Source organism: Kitasatospora sp. NPDC001159 (genome assembly GCF_053598235.1).
Genome location: NZ_JBSFJV010000060.1, coordinates 1 through 15995, shown reverse-complemented (window position 1 = coordinate 15995; position 15995 = coordinate 1). Strand labels below are relative to the sequence as shown.

Genomic DNA, 15995 nt, shown 5'->3' with positions numbered 1-15995 from the left:
TGAACCAGGACCCGCAGCCGGTGGCCGTCCGGGCCGCGCCGCGGGCCCGGACCCTGACGGTCGGTGTTCGGCGGATTACGGCTCGTGCCTGGCGGCCCGCTATCGTGGCGCGTGTGAGGTCGTGGGATGCCGCGGTGGAGCGGGCGCAGGGGCGGTTGGTGGCGGGGGAGCGGCTGCGGGCGGCGGGGGAGGGGGAGGAGCGGCGGTTCGCGCTCTGGGACTTGGCGTCGCTGGTGGAGGGCGAGCTGGGCGAGGTGGTCGACCCGGACACGCTGACGGCGCAGGCCGAGCGCGGGTGGCGGGCGCGGCTGGGGGAGAGCGGGCGGGAGTGGCCCGGCGGGGAGCTGTACCGGCGGCGGTACTGGATCCGGGACGACCGCGCGGAGGTCGTCGGCACCGTCGCGGTGGACAACTGGACCAGGGGTCCGAGCCAACTCGCCGTCAGTTCCCTCTACGTGCGGCCCGAGGCGCGCGGTCGCGGGCTGGCGGCCGCCGCGTTGGACGAGGTGTACGCGGCGGCCACCGCCGAGGGGCTGCCCGGTTTCCGGTTGGAGGCGCACTGGACCTGGCAGCCGGCGGTCCGCTACTACCTGCGCCGGGGGCTGTGGGTGGTGGGCTGGAAGCGGTCGCTGTCGCTGGCCCGGATGCCCCAACTGCCGCTGCACCGGGTGCGGGAGGAGGCCGGGCGGCTGCTCCTGCTGGTCGCCGACCGGCAGCGCGGGTGGGTGCCGATACTGGCCGCCGGGCGGGAGGGGCGCTGGCTGCGGCTGGACGAGACCGCCGACTACCGGGGCTGTGACGGCTGGGTGCACGAGTACGCGCGGTCGACGCTGGCGCTGCACCTGGCGTTGGCGGGGTGGCCGATGGTGCGCGGGCCGCAGTGGTGGGCGGAGGCGTGGCGCTGGTCGGACGCGGGGGAGCCGGAGGGGCTGGCGTTCAAGATCGAGCAGTTCGAGCAGGCCGCCCGGACGAGGGCGGGCCGCGCGGTCGTCAGCCCGAACCGTCCGGTGCCGACGCCGGGGGCGACCCCGCAGCTGGCAGACTCGGGGGATGGCTGAGATCGAGATCGACGGCGCGCCCGCCGACCCGGCGCGGCTCGCCGCCCTGGGGCTGCTCAACTACGGGCACTTCACCACCCTGCGCGCCGAGGCGGGCCGGGTGCGCGGTCTGACGCTGCACCTGGAGCGACTGGTCCGGGACTGCCGGACGCTGTTCGGCGCCGAGTTGGACCGGGCGGTGGTCCGGGAGCGGGTCCGCGCCGCGCTGCCCGCCGACGGCGGGCCGGTGATCGTCCGGGTCACCGTCTACGACCCCGCCCTCGGCCTGGAGCGGCCCGCCGCCCCGGCCGTGCCCGCTCTGCTGGTGACCACCCGCCCTGCCGCCCCGGTCGAACCGGCCCCGCTGCGGGCGCGGACGACGGTGTACCGGCGGGAGCTGCCCGAGGTGAAGCATGTCGGGCTGTTCGGGCTGGTCCATCACCGCCGGATGTCCCAACTCGCCGGGTACGATGACGCGTTGCTCGTCGGCGAGGACGGCCGGGTGACCGAGGGCGCCACCTGGAACGTCGGCTTCCTGGCCGGGGAGCGCCTGGTCTGGCCCGAGGGCCCCAGCCTGCGTGGCGTCACCGAGGCGCTGCTGGCCGGTGCGTACGACGGCCCGCAGTCCCGCGAGTCCGTCCACGCCACCCGACTGGACGCGTTCGACGCGGCCTTCGCCGTCAACGCGGGCGTCGGCGTGCGCCCGATCGCCGCCGTGGACGGCACCGCCTTCGACCCGGCCCACCCCGCGCTCGCCGAACTTCGCGCCGCCTACCGGGGGGTCGCCGCCGAGCCCGTGTAGCGGGCCGGTCTTGCGGCAGGCCCTGGGGACGACCCCACCCCCGTACGGGTGACAAACCCTGGGGGCCGACGCAAATGGGGTGGTGGGCGCCACCGAATTCCTTTGATTCAACTGATCATGATGGTCGATCAGCTACGCTCTCGCCCGCCCCGCCCGACCCGCCGAAGCAGAGAGAGCCCGACATGAGCAGTCCCCCTGCCGCTCCCGCGCCCCGCTGGCCGCTGATCCTGCTGCGCGTCTCCACCGCCGTGCTGGCGCTGCTGGCCCTGCTCCAGGTCATGCTGGCTGGCAGCTTCCTGAACGGCACCTACGAATCCCTCAAGGACCACGAGGCCACCGGGATGACGATCGGCACCGTGGTGGTGCTCCAGCTGGCGGTGGCCGCGCTGGTCCGGCGGCCCGGTCGCGGCCCGCTCTGGCCGTTGTGGACCACCGCCGTGCTCGCCCTCGCCGTGGTCGGCCAGATCACGGCCGGCTACGCCCGGGCGATGGGCGTGCACGTCACCCTCGGCGTGCTGCTGGTCAGCGGCGTTCTGTTCGGCCTGGTCGGCGCCTGGCGGCTGCCGCTGCCGGCCCGGGCGGGCCTGCCCGAGGGCGGCGCGGACGGCAACGGACGGCTGCCGCGCCCCGGCGGTCCGGTGGAGGTGGGCAAGTGAACCGGCGCCGGTTCCTGGGCATCGGCGCCTCGGTGCTCGGTGCGGGCGCGCTGGCCGCCGTCGCCGTTCCCTCGGCGGCCCGGCTGCTCGCCGAGGGGCGCCCCGGCCGGCTGCTGAGCAGCGAACTCGACCTGCCGGAGGCCTTCCAGGTGCCGCTGCCGGTGCCGGCCGTGCTCCAGCCGGTGCGCACCGACGGCACCAACGACTACTACGAGATCACCCAGAAGGTCGCCAAGCTGGAGATCCTCCCCGCGGTCAAGACCGAGGCGTGGACGTACGGCGGCAGCTACCCCGGGCCGACCGTGGTCACCCGGTCCGGGCGGGCGGCGGTGATCAAGCACCGCAACGAGCTGCCGGTGGCGTCCGTGGTCCACCTGCACGGCGGGCACACCCCGGCGGACAGCGACGGCTACCCGGTGGACCTGCTGCTGCCGGTGGGGTCCTCCGGCGCGTCCGCGTCCGTGTCCTCGGGTTCCATGTCCGCAGGTTCCATGTCCGCGGGGGCCATGGACGGCATGCCGGGGATGCGGCACGCGACGGGCCGCAACACGGTCGGCGAGCGCACCCACACCTACCCGGGCAAGCAGCGCGCCGCCACCCTCTGGTACCACGACCACCGGATGGGCTTCACCGGCCCCGGCGTCTGGCGCGGCCTGTCCGGCTTCCACCTGGTCCACGACGACGAGGAGGACGCCCTGCCGCTGCCGCGCGGCGAGCGCGACCTGCCGCTGATGCTCGCCGACCGCTCCTTCGCCGCCGACGGCTCCTTCCGCTACCCCTCCACCGACGCCGCGCTCGCCGTGCCCGGAGTCACCGACGACTACATGAACGGCGTGCTCGGCGACGTCATCCTGGTCAACGGCGCCCCCTGGCCGCGCCTGGACGTCGACCGCGCGCACTACCGGCTGCGGCTGCTCAACGCCTCCAACGCCCGGCTCTACCGGCTCGAACTCGACCCGCAGCCCTCCGGCGGCGACGCGCTGGTCCAGATCGGCTCCGACGGCGGGCTGCTCGCCGCCCCGGTCGCCCACGACGGGATCGAGATCGCCCCGGCCGAACGCTTCGACGTGGTGGTCGACTTCTCCCGCTACCCGCCCGGCACCCAGGTGCGGCTCCTCAACCGCTTCGGCAGCGGGCGGACCGCCGAGGTGATGCGCTTCGACGTCTCCTCCCGGCCGGTGAGCGACGACGCCCGGGTGCCCGACAAGCTGTCCGTGATCGAGGAGCTGGACGCCTCAGCGGCCGTCACCACCCGCGACTTCAGGTTCCGCCGCAGCCGCTCCGACGGCTGGACCATCAACGACGACCCGTACCAGCCCGGGCACAGCCTCGCCACCCCCGCGCTCGGCAGCGTCGAACGGTGGCGCTTCTCCACCGACGTGCACCACCCCGTGCACCTCCACCTCGACCACTTCCAGGTGATCGGGCGCAACGGCAAGGACCCGGGCCCGTGGGACGCGGGCTGGAAGGACACCGTCGACCTGCGCCCGGCCGAGGCGGTGGAGGTGCTGGTGCGGTTCACCGACTACGCGGGGACGTACATGATGCACTGCCACAACCTGGAGCACGAGGACATGGCGATGATGGCCGACTTCACGGTGGGGTGACCGGTCGGCCTCGGCTGGACCACCAGCCCGGCCGGGCGCCACTACTACGGCCGCCAGCTGCGCGACATGAAGGGCTCGGTGGAGGTCGACTCCTCCTGACCACGATGGCCGGGCAGTTCGAGGACGACCACTGGCGCAGCTGCCGCACCGTCGCCGAGGACGACCTGGTCGTCCAGCGGGCCGGCCACTGGGCGGGCGGCGACTTCCTAGGCTTCCCCACCCACAGCGGGGACTACGCCCGGGACGTCGCCTTCGGTCCGTGCAAGGGTGACCGCATGCTGGCGATCGCGGTGCAGACGAACGATACGCGGCACCTTCGGGTGACCGCGGAGGAACTGGCGGGGCTGGTCCGGCGCATCGGCGCGGGGGTCGACTCCTTCCTCGTCGTGCAGCGGATACCGGACCTGCCGGACGTGTACATCCAGATGTGTCACAAGGACGGCGGCGACTACACGTTGGAGCACCGCGACGGCTCCGCCGCCCGGCACTTCGAGGTGCGGGTGGACGGGCCGGAGCCGGTGGTCGCGGCGATGACGGGGTGGGCGCGCCAGGAGCCGGGCTGGGGTGACGGCCTGGACTGGGCGCCGCTCGACTTCGGGCCGCCGGAGCCCGTGCCTGCCCTGGTGCTGGAGGCGGACGAGCGGCGGGAGTTGGAGGATCAGCTGCGGCTGACGCTGGCTTGCGGCTACACCGACCGCGCCCGGCTCGCCGAGCAGGCGGAGGAGTACCTGGTGTCGGGCAAGCGGCGCCCGGTCTCCCGGGCGCAGGCCGAGCAGCTCGCCGACCGGCTGTGGTTGGAGCGGGTCGGCGTGCAGAGCGGCTGGATCGGCGAGACGGATCCGGAGCGCCTCGCCCGCGCCTTCGCCGCCCTGGAGGAGACCGGCATCACCGCGCGGGAGCACTTCACCTGCTGCCGCTCCTGCGGCCAGGCCGAGATCGGCGCGGCCGGGGAGCCGGACGCGCGCGGCTTCGTCTACTTCCACTCCCAGTGCACCGAGTCTGCCGCCGCCGGGCACGGTCTGACCCTGCTCTACGGCGGCTTCGACGGGTCGTCGGAGAGCACCACGGCCGTCGGCAAGGAGGTGGTTGTCGCCCTGACGGCCGTCGGGCTGCCGACGGTCTGGAGCGGTGACCCGTCGGACGCGATCGAGATACGTCCGCTGCTCTGGCGTCGCCGCCTCGTCGGATGAAGCCGGAGCTGGTGCCGTGGAGCAACGCCCGGGAGCTGTGGCGGGAGTTGCCGCGCGGCGTGCGGCGGCAGTGATCGCGGCGGGCCCGCGAGGACAGTGGGGTGGACGGGGTCTGAGTCCCCCGGGCGGCACGGACCGCCCGGGGAACGTCAAGGCTCACGGCACCAGTATCCGCAGGGCCTCGCGCTGGACCGTCACCTCCACCGGGAGGGCGGCGATGAACTCGCCGTCGGCGTAGGCGGTGATGCCCGGGGACTCGATCCGCACGGACTCGGTGCGCAGCGTGGTGACCTCCGGGTGGCTGACGTGGGTGCCCTTGAAGATGGTGGGGAAGAACCGGGCGATCCGCAGTCGGGGCATGGCGTCGACCAGGGTGACGTCGAGCAGGCCGTCGTCAGGGAGGGCGGAGGGGCAGATCAGCATGCCGCCGCCGTAGCTGCGGGTGTTGCCGACGGCGGCCAGCGTGAGGTCGCGTTCGATGACGGTGCCGTCGGCGAGGGTGATCCGGAACGGCAGCGGGCGCAGGTTGGCGAACTCGGCGAGGATGGCCAGGTTGTAGCGCATCCGGCCGCGCGGCCAGCGCAGCCGGTTGGCGCGGTCGCTGACCAGCGAGTCGAAGCCGGTGGCGAGGACGGAGCCGTACCAGCGGACGGCGCCGTCCGGGCCGGTGATCCGGCCGAGGTCGATGCCGCGCACCCGCCCGGCGGCGATCACGTCGGCGGCGGCCTCGGGGGCGGCGATCGGCAGGCCGTACTCGCGGGCGTGGTCGTTGCCGGTGCCGGCCGGTATCACGCCGAGCGGGACGGCGGCGCCGGCCAGGGCCTGGAGGGCGAGGTTGATCATGCCGTCGCCGCCGACCACGACCACCGCGTCCACGCCGTCCGCCGCCGCCTCGCGGGCCAGGCGGACGCCGTCCTCGGCGGAGCGCCCGGCCTGCGGTTCGACCTCGACTCCGAGGGCGCGAAGGCGGGCGACGGCCCGGCGGGCGGCGGGTTCGGCGTGGCCGGTGCCCGCCGCCGGGTTGGTGAGAACGGCGACCCTGCGGACGGTTCTCGTGCCGGTCATGGGATCAGCTTGCCGGGGTTGAGGATACCCGCCGGGTCGAGTTCGGCCTTGACGGCGCGCAGGATGCGCACGCCGAGGTCGCCGATCTCCTCGGTCATCCAGGGCCGGTGGTCGGCGCCGACCGCGTGGTGGTGGCTGATGGTGCCGCCCGCGCCGAGGATGGCGTCCCCGGCGGCGCGCTTGGCGACGCCCCAGCGGCTGAGCGGGTCCTCGCCGAGGGCGGAGACGACGGTGAAGTAGAGCGAGGCGCCGGTCGGGTAGACGTGCGAGATGTGGCAGAGCACCAGCGCGCCGGGCAGGGCGCCAGTCAGTGCCTCGGTGACGGCCGTCCGGAGGTGGGGCAGTGCGCTCCAGCCGGCCGCGGTCTCCAGGGTCTCGCACAGAGCGCCCGCGTTGAGCAGGGCGTCGCGCAGGTAGGGGGCGTTGAACCGGCCGTGCTCCCAGGCCCGGGCGGGCTCCTCGCCGAGCGAGGTGCCGCCGGCGGCGAGCAGTACGTCGCGGGTGAGCTGCTGCCGGGCGGCGACCTGCTCGGCGCTGCCCTCGAAGACGGTGACGGCCAGGCAGCCGCTGACCGCCGGGGCGCCGCCGATCTGCTCGGTCATGGCGAGGTTGATCATGGTCTCGGCCTCGTCGGAGAGCCGGATCACGGTCGGGCCGGTGCCCTGCTGCTCGACGGCGCGCAGCGCGGCCGTACCGGCGGCGAAGTCGGGGAAGCTCCACGCCTCGTACGCCTTGACGGCGGGCAGCGGGTGGATGCGCAGTCGGACGGCGGTGATCACGCCGAGGGTGCCCTCGGAGCCGAGGAAGAGCTGGCGCAGGTCGGGGCCGGCGGCCGAGGCGGGGGCGCGGCCGAGGTCCAGCACCCCGGCGGGGGTGACCACGCGCAGGCCGCGGACCATCTCGTCGAAGCGCCCGTACCCGGCGGAGTCCTGGCCGGAGGAGCGGGTGGCCGCGAAGCCGCCGATGGTGGCGAAGCGGAAGCTCTGCGGGTAGTGGCCGAGTTCCCAGCCGCGCTCGGCGAGCAGTGCCTCCGCCGCCGGGCCGGTCAGGCCGGCGCCGAGGACGGCCTCGCTGGAGGTCTCGTCCAGGTCGAGCAGCTGGTCGAAGCGGCGCAGGTCGAGCGAGACGACGGCCTGGAGGCCGCCGCGCTCGGGGTCGAGGCCGCCGACCACGCTGGTGCCGCCGCCGAACGGGACGACGGCGATCCGGCGCTCGGCGCAGACGGCCAGGACGGCGGCGATCTCCTGCTCGCTGCCGGGCACGACCACGGCGTCGGGCGCGTCCTGCGGCTCGCGGCTGCGGCGACGCAGCAGGTCAGGGGTGGACTTGCCGCCGGCGCGCGGCAGACGGTCGGCATCGGCGGCGCTGACGTGCGCCTCGCCGACGGCGGCGGCCAGCGCCTTGAGGTCCTCGGTGGTGATCCGGGAGGGACGCAGCAGGACCTCCTCGGCGCTCGGCCCGGGGGCGGCGTCGCCGGTGACACCGAGGGCGGCGACGAGCAGTCCCTTGATGTCGGCGGACAGCTCCTTGGCGAGGGCCGGGTCGCCCCAGGCGTTCCACTTCATCGGGGGGAGCGGCAGCGCGGCGTTCGCCGGTCCCGCTTGCGTCTCAGGTGCCATGCGTTACAGTTTCACACATCATGTCAAGTAGTAACGTCGAGCCGACGACAGCAGCCGAGCAGCCCCGCAGTGCCGGGAACGGTGGCGCCGGGAACAGCGGCGCCGAGCAACCCCGCAGCACCGACGACGCGATCCTGGACGCCGCCGCCGACCTGATCGTCCACCTCGGCGCCCGCCGGACCCAGCTGGCGGAGATCGCCCGCCGCGCCGGGGTCAGCCGGCCGACCGTCTACCGGCGCTGGCCGGACGTTCGGGCGGTGATCGGGGCGCTCCTAACCCGGGAGATCCTGGCCACCCTTGAGGGCACCGCGCTGGACGTCCACGACCGGGAGACCTTCGTGGACCGAGTGGTCGAGGTTGCCGTCCGGCTGCGCGACCACCCGGTGCTCGGCGCGCTGCTCCACTCCGACGACTCCGACCTGCTGCTCCAGTACGTGGTGGAACGGCTCGGCACTAGCCAGCGCGGCCTGCTGGAGGCCCTGCGCACCGGCATCGAACAGGGGCAGGCCGGCGGCTCGATCCGGGCCGGCGAGCCGACCGAACTGGCGGCCATGGTCCTGCTGATCGCCCAGTCCACCGTCCAGTCGCACCGCATGGTCGCCTCCCTCCTGACCGAGGCGGCCTGGCGGCGCGAACTGGCCAGAGCACTGAACGGATACCTCGCGCCATGACGTCCACCGCCGGTTCGTCCGCCGGTCCATCCACCGGCCCCTTCGCCGGAACCAGTCGACTCAACGCCGCCCGCCGGACGTTCGAGCTCCACGCACTCGCCGACGACCCGCACATCGACCTGCTGGTGATCGGCGCCGGCGTCACCGGGGCCGGGGCGGCCCTGGACGCCGCCTCGCGCGGCCTGCGCACCGTGCTGGTCGATTCCCGCGACCTCGCCTTCGGCACGAGCCGCTGGAGCTCCAAGCTGGTGCACGGCGGCCTGCGCTACCTCGCCTCCGGCCGGATCAAGGTGGCCAGGGAGAGCGCGGTCGAGCGCGGCGTGCTGATGACCCGCACCGCCCCGCACCTGGTCCGCGCCCTGCCCCAGCTGGTGCCGCTGCTCCCGGACCTGCTGCGCCCCGGCCAGGGCGCGCTGATCCGCGCGGGCTTCCACGCCGGGGACGCGCTGCGGCTCAGCGCCGGGACGCCGGGCGCCCTGCTGCCCCGGGTCCGCCGGGTCGACGCCGCCCGCACCCGCCAGCTGGTGCCCGGCGTGCGGACCTCGGGCCTGCGCGGCGCGCTGGTCGCGCACGACGGCCAACTCATCGACGACGTACGGCTGGTGGTCGCTCTGGCGCGCACCGCCGCGCAGTACGGGGCGAGCGTGCTGACCCGGGTGCGGGCCGAGTCCGTCACCGGGACGTCGGCCCGGCTGGTGGACACGCTGACCGGCCAGGAGCTCACCGTCACCGCGGGCGCGGTCATCAACGCCACCGGCGTCTGGGCGGGCGAGGTGGACACCTCGATCAAACTGCGGCCCAGCCGCGGCACCCACCTGCTGGTCGACGCCGCGACCCTGGGGCACCCGGCCGCCGCGCTCACCGTGCCGGTGCCCGGCTCCATCAGCCGCTTCGTCTTCGCCCTGCCGCAGCAGCTCGGCCGGGTGGCGATCGGCCTGACCGACGAGGACGCCCCGGGCCCGATCCCGGACGAGCCGCAGCCCACCGAGGCCGAGCTGACCTTCCTCCTCGACACCGTCAACGCCGCCCTCGCCACCGAGCTGACCAGGGCGGACGTGCGCGGCGCCTACGCCGGGCTGCGCCCGCTGATCGACACCGGGGGCGGGAACACCGCCGACATCTCCCGGGAGCACGCGGTGCTGGAGTCCCCGTCCGGGGTGGTCACCGTGGTCGGCGGCAAGCTCACCACCTACCGGCAGATGGCCGAGGACGCGGTGGACGCGGCCGTCCGGCTGCGCGGCCTGCCCGCGCGTACCTGCTGGACGGCCCGCCTCCCGCTGGTCGGCGCCCCCGGCCACCGCGACAGCCGCCCGGACCCGGCCGCCCCGGTGCCCGCCTCGCTGCTCGCCCGCCACGGCGGTGCGGCCCACGAGGTGCTGGCGGCGGGGGAGTTGGCGCCGGTGGCTGACGGACTCGACGTGACCCGTGCCGAGATCGCGTACGCGGTCACCCATGAGGGCGCGCTGGACGTGGCCGATGTGCTCGACCGCCGGACCCGGATCGGCCTGGTGGCTGAGGATGCCGAGCGGGCCCGGAAGGCGGTCGAGGAGATCCTTGGGGAGATCGCCGCAGAGTAGGAGATCGCGCGCGACGACCGAGATGCCCAGCCCGGCGGTCGCCGGCACCACCGGCCCCAGCCGGTCGGCGATCCGCCCGGTGTACGGGCCGACCAGCGCGCCGGCCAGGTAGCCCGGCACCAGCAGCAGCGAGGCGGTGATCGGGCTCAGCCCGCGCGGCCCCTGCAGATACATGATCACCAGGAACAGCACGGCGAAGCTGCCCAGACTCTGCAGCATCGAGGCCAGCAACGAGGGCGTCATCGCGGGGATCCGGAACAGCGACAGGTCCAGGGTCGGTTCCGGGTGCCGCAGTTCGATGAGCGCGAACACCCCGAGCAGCGCCACGCCACCGGCCAGGGCGCCGATCTGCGCGGCGTTCGGCGGCTGGACACGTACGTCACGATGACCCCGCCGAGCAGCACGCCCAGCACCGAACCCAGCGAGAACACCAGCGCGTTGAGCCCGTAGGCGCGGCCGCGCTCCTGCGGCGGGTACAGCTCGGAGATGACGGCGCCGCTTTTGGCGGCGATCAGCGCGGCGCCGAGTCCCTGGACGACGCGGAAGCCGATCACGGCCGGGGCGTTCCAGGCGAGCGCGCAGAGCACCGAGCCGATGGTGAAGACGACGAACCCGGCCTCGTACATCCGCACCCGGCCGTACATGTCGCCGAGCCGGCCCACCTGGGTGGCCAGGACGGTGACCACCAGCAGGTAGGTCACCACCGCCCAGGTCGCCGAGGTCAGCGAGATGTCCAGGTCGTGCTGGATCTCCGGGAGGGCGAGCACCACGATCGTGCTGTCGATCGCGGCGATCAGCACCCCGACCATCACCACCAGCATGCCAAGGCCACGGCTCGGCGGGGCCTGCGCCGGGGCGGGGGTGCGCAGTAAGGCACTGTTCCTGCCCCGGCCGACCGTGCTGTCACGCAGGGTCGGGCCCGTCGCCCTCCGGCTGGTCCTTGGCCGGCTGGTCCTTGGCCGGCGCCTGGAGGCTCCAGAGCCGGCCGTCGGGGTCGCGGACGGTCGCCAGCCTGGTCCCGAAGTGGGTGTCCTCGAACGGGGTCACGACCTCCACGCCGTCGGCGGCCTGGAAGGCGTCGGCGTCGGCCACCTTCAGCACCAGCTGCAGCGGGGTCTCGCGGTCCGCGGGGACCTCGGAGATGAAGATGGTGGGACCGTCGCCGTTGCGCAGCTGGCCCGAGTTGTGGCCGGTCTCGAACTCCAGCTCGTAGCCCAGGCTCTGGAAGAACTTCGCGGCCTTGCCCCAGTTGTGGGTCTCCATGAACACGGCTTCGATGCCTTGGGTCGTCATCTCAGTCCTCCTTGGTGGATTCATCGGACGGCTGCTCGGGGGTGGGGACATCGAGGTAGGCGCGCAGCGCCGCGGCGACCAGTGCCGAGAGCGACAGCTCCTCCTCGATGGCGCGGAACTTGACCTGCTTGATCAGGCCGACCGGCAGGTACACGTTGAACTGCTTCACATCGTCGTCTCCCACGGGGACAACGCTAGCAGCTTAGCTTGCTAGCAAGGTAGCCATGCAGGATTTTGATGCGTTTCGGTGCGCTCTTCGGACGGTTTTCGGCGAGTGGCGGCGAGGGGTGGTGGAAGGTCAGCGCGTCCAGGGGAAGGGGGTGAGGTCCGGCTCCACCCAGGCGGTCCGGGCCCGCTCGTCGGCGAGGGTCCCGGGCCGGTAGTGGCGGTCGAGCAGTCGCTGGTCGAGCAGCTCGGGGTGACGGGCGGCGAATTCCTCGAAGTCGGCCGCGCCCTCGGCGTGGTGGGCCACCAGCTCGACCCAGGCCCGGGTCATGGTGACGTGGAACTTCTGCGGCGTCCCGGCCCTGGTGGCGGTGCGCCGGATGCCCTCGCAGACCAGGTCGAGTGCGGCGGTGGCGCCGTGGCGACGCACGGCGAGCCAGGTGAGCCGGACGTGCTGGCGGTGGCCGAAGCGCTCGGCGTCGGCCATCACCTCGCGCAGCAGCTCGTCGAAGGCGTCGGGGGCGGTGGGGGAAGTGGGGGAGGTCATGCTGCGGAGGCCTTCGGGCGGGGAGAGGCGGAAGCGGACGGAGGATTGTAGGTTTTCGCGTATTCGTCCGCAAACCACTCCCGCAGGCGGTTTCAGCGCGCCGTGCGCTCCGGCATCGGCTGCTCGGCGCCCGCGACCGCCAGCACGCAGGCGAGCGGATGCTCCGCCCGGCCCGTACGGTCGAGCGTCACCACGAGCGGTTGTGGCGGCTCCTCGGGCAGCTGGCCGTAGAGCGTCAGCGGGTAGCTGCCGTGGCTGTGGACGCGGTGGAAGGCGCACTCCTTGCCGTCCACCAGCAGCTCGGTCTCGGTGATCCGGCCGGAGCGGACGTTGACGGTGATCGAATGTCCGGCCCGGTCGACGTGGAAGCTGTACCGCTGGCGCATGGGAACCTCCCGCGAGGGCCTCGCATCAGGATCGGGGCGAACCCCGCCAAGGCGAACCCCGAGCAGAGCGGCCAGAGCCAGTCTAGGTCGGCCCTGCGGCCCCGGCGCCCCGGCCGGTACTGTGCCAGGGGCGCTGCGGATCATCGTCGACGAACGTGGGGTGAGGCGGCGGTTCCCGTTCGCGTCCCTGAGAAATTCCCGGGGTGGGGCCCGCCTGCAGGCGGATTCTCGCGATCTCTACAGTGCTGTAGATTCATCCGCAGGGAGAGATCCGAGGAGGGCATTGTGGGAGTTTCGCTGGCCAAGGGCGGCAACGTCTCGCTGAGCAAGGAGGCGCCCGGTCTGAGCGCCGTGATCGTGGGCCTCGGCTGGGACGTGCGCACCACCACCGGGGCCGACTACGACCTGGACGCCAGCGCGCTGCTGTGCAACGCGCTCGGCAAGGTGGTCTCGGACCAGCACTTCGTCTTCTTCAACAACCTGCGCAGCCCCGAGGGTTCGGTCGAGCACAGCGGCGACAACCTGACCGGTGGCGGCGACGGCGACGACGAGCAGATCAAGGTCGACCTGGCCCGGGTGCCGGCCGACGTCGCCAAGGTCGTCTTCCCGGTGTCGATCTACGACGCCGACGCCCGGCTGCAGAACTTCGGCCAGGTCCGCAACGCCTTCATCCGGATCGTCAACCAGGCCAACGGCCAGGAGATCGCCCGCTACGACCTGAGCGAGGACGCCTCCACCGAGACCGCGATGGTCTTCGGCGAGCTGTACCGCAACGGGGCCGAGTGGAAGTTCCGCGCCATCGGCCAGGGCTACGCCTCCGGCCTGCGCGGCATCGCCACCGACTACGGCGTGAACGTCTGATCCGCGCAGTGATCTGACGGGGGTTCGGCGGCCGTCTGGCCGAGCCGGTCCGCCCGGGTGGACCGGCTCAGTCGGTTCGTCCGAGCGCGTGGCCGCCGAAACCCCCGCTGCCGGTGAGCTGTTCCCGCCACCAGGCGGTCATCGCCGGCTCGTCCATGGTCGACCACTCCGGTGCCTCGGTGACCTGCGCCCGGCCGAGCGTCCGGCCGAGGTTCACCAACGCCAGCCCGGCCGCGCTGGTTTCCCGGTCGTACTCGGCCGGCAGGGAGGACCAGGACCCGTCGTCGAGCCGTCGCCCGGCCTGTTCGAAGGCGTGCGCGTCCTGCAGCGCCTTCACCGCGCCGCTGGTGTTGTGCGGGCGGACGATGGTCGCCGCGTCCCCGCCGATGAGCAGTCGGCCGGCCGTACGGCGTGGGGTCGCCAGGTCGTAGACGGGCTGCAGCAGGGTCCGTTCGCGTGGAGTCAGCGCGACCACGCCGGCCCAGTACGGCGGCAGGTGCCGCCGTGCGAACCGCCGGAGCCCGTCCAGCTGTCCGTCGGTGAGGGCGCCCGCCGCGACGGCGGTCGGGCCGTCCAGGCGGAGCCAGTCCGGGGTGGGCGTGTAGAAGACCCAGTTCACCTGTGTGCTCCCGGGGGCGAGTCCGGGGATGCGGTAGATCACGACCTGGCCGCCGCGGTAGCAGGCGGTGATGCACTCCTCCTCCGGCCAGATCCCGGCCCCGCCGGGCAGTTCGGCCAGCAGCGCGGAGTCGTAGCTGCCGCGCCAGCACACGTACCCGGCGTATTCGGGCACGGCCTGCGGGCAGACGGCCGCGCGGACCACCGACCGGTAACCGTCCGCACCGATCACCAGGTCGTACGCCGTACGGGTGCCGTCCGATTCGACCCACCCGCCGGCGTGGTCGCCGCCGACCGCCGTGACGGTGGTGTCCAGCCGGTACTCCACCGTGTCGGGTGTCCGTTCCCGCAGGGCCTGCCAGAGCACGGCCCAGTGGTGGGAGTGGAACGGGAACGGTTGGGCCCAGAGCAGCCGCCCGCGCCCGTCCGGGCCGTCGCTCCCGCCGGCCGGCTCCCGGGTGACCCAGCTGCGCACGGTGAGGCGGTGGCGGCGGGTGTCCGGGGCGAGGTGTCCGGCGTCGACCAGTTCGGCGAAGCGGTCGTTGTGGGTGCAGATTCCCAGGCCGCGGTCCTCCAGCCGACCGGGGCTGCGCTCCAGCACCACGACCCGTTCCGCGCCCAGCCGGGCGGCGGCACCGGCGAACGCGCTTCCGGCGATGCTGCCCCCGACCACGGCCACCGAGCCACCTCGCACAGTCGCCCCCTCTCACGAGTCCCGCGACGTCGGAACACGACGATACGCGGCCCGGCGGGGGCACGGGGGCGGTACGGCTCCTCCCGCGCTTCCTCCTTCCCCGCGCTTTCCCCCGCGCTTCCGCCTTCCCCCGCGCTTCCTCCTGCGCCCGGCTATGCAACTAGTTGCATAGCGCCTCGACCGTCCCCTACCCTGCGGTAACAATCCCCACTGGCCGCCCCTTCAGGAGACGTCGATGAGCTCCACGCCCGGCAGCAGCCGCTACCCGCACCTGCTCAGCCCGCTCGACCTCGGCTTCACCACCCTGCCCAACCGCGTGATCATGGGTTCGATGCACGTCGGCTTGGAGGAGGCCCCCGGCGGCTACGAGCGGATGGCCGCCTTCTACGCCGAGCGCGCCCGCGGCGGCGTCGGCCTGATCGTCACCGGCGGCATCGCCCCCAACGAGGCCGGACGCCCCTGGGAGGGCGGCGCGATGCTGACCACCGAGGAGGAGGCCGACGAGCACCGGGTGGTCACCGACGCCGTGCACGCCGCCGGCGGGAAGATAGCCCTGCAGATCCTGCACTTCGGCCGCTACGCCTACCACCGCGACCTGGTCGCCCCCAGCGCCCTGCAGGCCCCGATCAGCCCCTTCGTCCCCAACGAGCTCACCGCCGAGCAGGTCGAGCAGACCGTCGAGGACTTCGCCCGCTGCGCCGAACTCGCCCGGCGGGCCGGCTACGACGGCGTCGAGATCATGGGTTCCGAGGGCTACCTGATCAACGAGTTCATCGTCGCCGCCACCAACCGCCGCGAGGACGAGTGGGGCGGCCCGTACGAGCGCCGGATGCGCTTCCCGGTGGAGATCGTCCGCCGGGTCCGCGAGCGGGTCGGCGAGGACTTCATCATCGTCTACCGGCTCTCCATGCTCGACCTGGTGCCCGGCGGCTCCACCCTCGACGAGGTGGTCCAGCTCGCCCAGGCTGTCGAGGCCGCCGGCGCGACCGTCATCAACACCGGCATCGGCTGGCACGAGGCCCGCATCCCCACCATCGCCACCTCCGTGCCGCGCGGCGCCTTCGCCTGGGTCACCAAGCGGGTGATGGGCAAGGTCGGCATCCCGCTGGTCACCACCAACCGCATCAACACGCCGGAGGTCGGCGAGCAGCTGCTCGCCGCACGGGGTGGCCACCAGGGGTAGAGTGGCCCCCCCCGGCGCGCCCCC

16 protein-coding genes and 1 pseudogene are annotated in these 15995 nt (G+C 73.6%); 9 read left to right on the top strand and 8 right to left on the bottom strand.

The window, feature by feature from the left end; translation table 11 throughout:
* The first annotated feature begins 113 nt into the window (after nucleotides 1–113).
* The 5 genes from ACWC9T_RS26740 to ACWC9T_RS26720 all read left to right on the top strand — a co-directional run bounded on the left by ACWC9T_RS26740 (nucleotide 114) and on the right by ACWC9T_RS26720 (nucleotide 5292).
* Nucleotides 114–1058 (top strand): GNAT family N-acetyltransferase, encoded by a 945-nt coding sequence (locus ACWC9T_RS26740; protein ID WP_449823596.1) that lies wholly within the window; start codon nucleotides 114–116, stop codon nucleotides 1056–1058.
* Nucleotides 1051–1839, top strand: coding sequence for an aminotransferase class IV (locus ACWC9T_RS26735; RefSeq protein WP_449823595.1), 789 nt, complete (start codon nucleotides 1051–1053; stop codon nucleotides 1837–1839). The genes ACWC9T_RS26740 and ACWC9T_RS26735 overlap by 8 nt, the downstream gene beginning before the upstream one ends.
* 182 nt (nucleotides 1840–2021) lie before the next feature.
* Nucleotides 2022–2495 (top strand): hypothetical protein, encoded by a 474-nt coding sequence (locus ACWC9T_RS26730; RefSeq protein WP_449823594.1) that lies wholly within the window; start codon nucleotides 2022–2024, stop codon nucleotides 2493–2495.
* Nucleotides 2492–4102, top strand: coding sequence for a multicopper oxidase family protein (locus ACWC9T_RS26725; RefSeq protein WP_449823593.1), 1611 nt, complete (start codon nucleotides 2492–2494; stop codon nucleotides 4100–4102). Before ACWC9T_RS26730 ends, ACWC9T_RS26725 begins: the two co-directional genes overlap by 4 nt.
* Nucleotides 4103–4377: 275 nt before the next feature.
* On the top strand, nucleotides 4378–5292 hold the full coding sequence (locus tag ACWC9T_RS26720; protein ID WP_449823627.1) for a DUF6891 domain-containing protein: 915 nt from the start codon (nucleotides 4378–4380) through the stop codon (nucleotides 5290–5292).
* A gap of 156 nt (nucleotides 5293–5448) precedes the next feature.
* On the opposite strand, the gene ACWC9T_RS26715 is transcribed toward ACWC9T_RS26720, so the two are convergent.
* Nucleotides 5449–6357 carry a diacylglycerol kinase gene (locus tag ACWC9T_RS26715; protein ID WP_449823592.1) on the bottom strand — a complete coding sequence of 303 codons (909 nt, stop codon included), beginning with the start codon at nucleotides 6355–6357 and terminating at the stop codon, nucleotides 5449–5451.
* Nucleotides 6354–7976: an FAD-linked oxidase C-terminal domain-containing protein gene (locus ACWC9T_RS26710; RefSeq protein WP_449823591.1), complete on the bottom strand. Its 1623-nt coding sequence runs from the start codon at nucleotides 7974–7976 to the stop codon at nucleotides 6354–6356. The genes ACWC9T_RS26715 and ACWC9T_RS26710 overlap by 4 nt, the downstream gene beginning before the upstream one ends.
* A 20-nt stretch (nucleotides 7977–7996) precedes the next feature.
* Between ACWC9T_RS26710 and ACWC9T_RS26705 the strand changes: the two genes are divergently transcribed.
* Together ACWC9T_RS26705 and ACWC9T_RS26700 are read left to right on the top strand one after the other, a co-directional pair.
* Complete coding sequence (locus tag ACWC9T_RS26705) at nucleotides 7997–8647, top strand: TetR/AcrR family transcriptional regulator (RefSeq protein ID WP_449823590.1); 651 nt, start codon at nucleotides 7997–7999, stop codon at nucleotides 8645–8647.
* On the top strand, nucleotides 8644–10224 hold the full coding sequence (locus ACWC9T_RS26700) for a glycerol-3-phosphate dehydrogenase/oxidase (RefSeq protein ID WP_449823589.1): 1581 nt from the start codon (nucleotides 8644–8646) through the stop codon (nucleotides 10222–10224). The genes ACWC9T_RS26705 and ACWC9T_RS26700 overlap by 4 nt, the downstream gene beginning before the upstream one ends.
* A 239-nt stretch (nucleotides 10225–10463) precedes the next feature.
* On the opposite strand, the gene ACWC9T_RS26695 is transcribed toward ACWC9T_RS26700, so the two are convergent.
* From ACWC9T_RS26695 to ACWC9T_RS26675, 5 genes are all read right to left on the bottom strand, one after another.
* Nucleotides 10464–11045 carry an MFS transporter gene (locus tag ACWC9T_RS26695; RefSeq protein WP_449823588.1) on the bottom strand — a complete coding sequence of 194 codons (582 nt, stop codon included), beginning with the start codon at nucleotides 11043–11045 and terminating at the stop codon, nucleotides 10464–10466.
* An 82-nt stretch (nucleotides 11046–11127) separates the two neighbouring features.
* A complete protein-coding gene (locus tag ACWC9T_RS26690; protein WP_449823587.1) occupies nucleotides 11128–11517 on the bottom strand; it encodes a VOC family protein in 390 nt (129 codons plus the stop codon).
* A 1-nt stretch (nucleotide 11518) separates the two neighbouring features.
* Nucleotides 11519–11701 (bottom strand): CopG family transcriptional regulator, encoded by a 183-nt coding sequence (locus ACWC9T_RS26685; protein ID WP_449823586.1) that lies wholly within the window; start codon nucleotides 11699–11701, stop codon nucleotides 11519–11521.
* A 114-nt stretch (nucleotides 11702–11815) separates the two neighbouring features.
* Nucleotides 11816–12229 (bottom strand): hypothetical protein, encoded by a 414-nt coding sequence (locus ACWC9T_RS26680; RefSeq protein ID WP_449823585.1) that lies wholly within the window; start codon nucleotides 12227–12229, stop codon nucleotides 11816–11818.
* A gap of 92 nt (nucleotides 12230–12321) precedes the next feature.
* A complete protein-coding gene (locus ACWC9T_RS26675; RefSeq protein WP_449823584.1) occupies nucleotides 12322–12615 on the bottom strand; it encodes a hypothetical protein in 294 nt (97 codons plus the stop codon).
* 285 nt (nucleotides 12616–12900) lie between these two features.
* On the opposite strand from ACWC9T_RS26675, the gene ACWC9T_RS26670 reads away from it, so the two are divergent.
* Nucleotides 12901–13476, top strand: coding sequence for a TerD family protein (locus ACWC9T_RS26670; RefSeq protein WP_355672404.1), 576 nt, complete (start codon nucleotides 12901–12903; stop codon nucleotides 13474–13476).
* A 67-nt stretch (nucleotides 13477–13543) separates the two neighbouring features.
* Here the strand turns inward: ACWC9T_RS26670 and ACWC9T_RS26665 are convergent, their stop codons facing one another.
* Nucleotides 13544–14773: an FAD binding domain-containing protein gene (locus tag ACWC9T_RS26665; protein ID WP_449823583.1), complete on the bottom strand. Its 1230-nt coding sequence runs from the start codon at nucleotides 14771–14773 to the stop codon at nucleotides 13544–13546.
* A 250-nt stretch (nucleotides 14774–15023) separates the two neighbouring features.
* Between ACWC9T_RS26665 and ACWC9T_RS26660 the strand changes: the two are divergent.
* Nucleotides 15024–15947 (top strand): annotated as a pseudogene (locus ACWC9T_RS26660) (2,4-dienoyl-CoA reductase FMN-binding domain-containing protein); the annotation flags it as partial.
* Between the last annotated feature and the right edge of the window lie 48 nt (nucleotides 15948–15995).

Coding starts and splice junctions, on each gene's coding strand:
- ACWC9T_RS26700 (WP_449823589.1), top strand. CDS start 8,644: ATGACGTCCACCGCCGGTTCGTCCGCCGGTCCATCCACCGGCCCCTTC.
- ACWC9T_RS26675 (WP_449823584.1), bottom strand. CDS start 12,615: ATGCGCCAGCGGTACAGCTTCCACGTCGACCGGGCCGGACATTCGATC.
- ACWC9T_RS26695 (WP_449823588.1), bottom strand. CDS start 11,045: ATGCTGGTGGTGATGGTCGGGGTGCTGATCGCCGCGATCGACAGCACG.
- ACWC9T_RS26690 (WP_449823587.1), bottom strand. CDS start 11,517: ATGACGACCCAAGGCATCGAAGCCGTGTTCATGGAGACCCACAACTGG.
- ACWC9T_RS26730 (WP_449823594.1), top strand. CDS start 2,022: ATGAGCAGTCCCCCTGCCGCTCCCGCGCCCCGCTGGCCGCTGATCCTG.
- ACWC9T_RS26705 (WP_449823590.1), top strand. CDS start 7,997: ATGTCAAGTAGTAACGTCGAGCCGACGACAGCAGCCGAGCAGCCCCGC.
- ACWC9T_RS26680 (WP_449823585.1), bottom strand. CDS start 12,229: ATGACCTCCCCCACTTCCCCCACCGCCCCCGACGCCTTCGACGAGCTG.
- ACWC9T_RS26710 (WP_449823591.1), bottom strand. CDS start 7,976: ATGGCACCTGAGACGCAAGCGGGACCGGCGAACGCCGCGCTGCCGCTC.
- ACWC9T_RS26720 (WP_449823627.1), top strand. CDS start 4,378: ATGCTGGCGATCGCGGTGCAGACGAACGATACGCGGCACCTTCGGGTG.
- ACWC9T_RS26715 (WP_449823592.1), bottom strand. CDS start 6,357: ATGACCGGCACGAGAACCGTCCGCAGGGTCGCCGTTCTCACCAACCCG.
- ACWC9T_RS26735 (WP_449823595.1), top strand. CDS start 1,051: ATGGCTGAGATCGAGATCGACGGCGCGCCCGCCGACCCGGCGCGGCTC.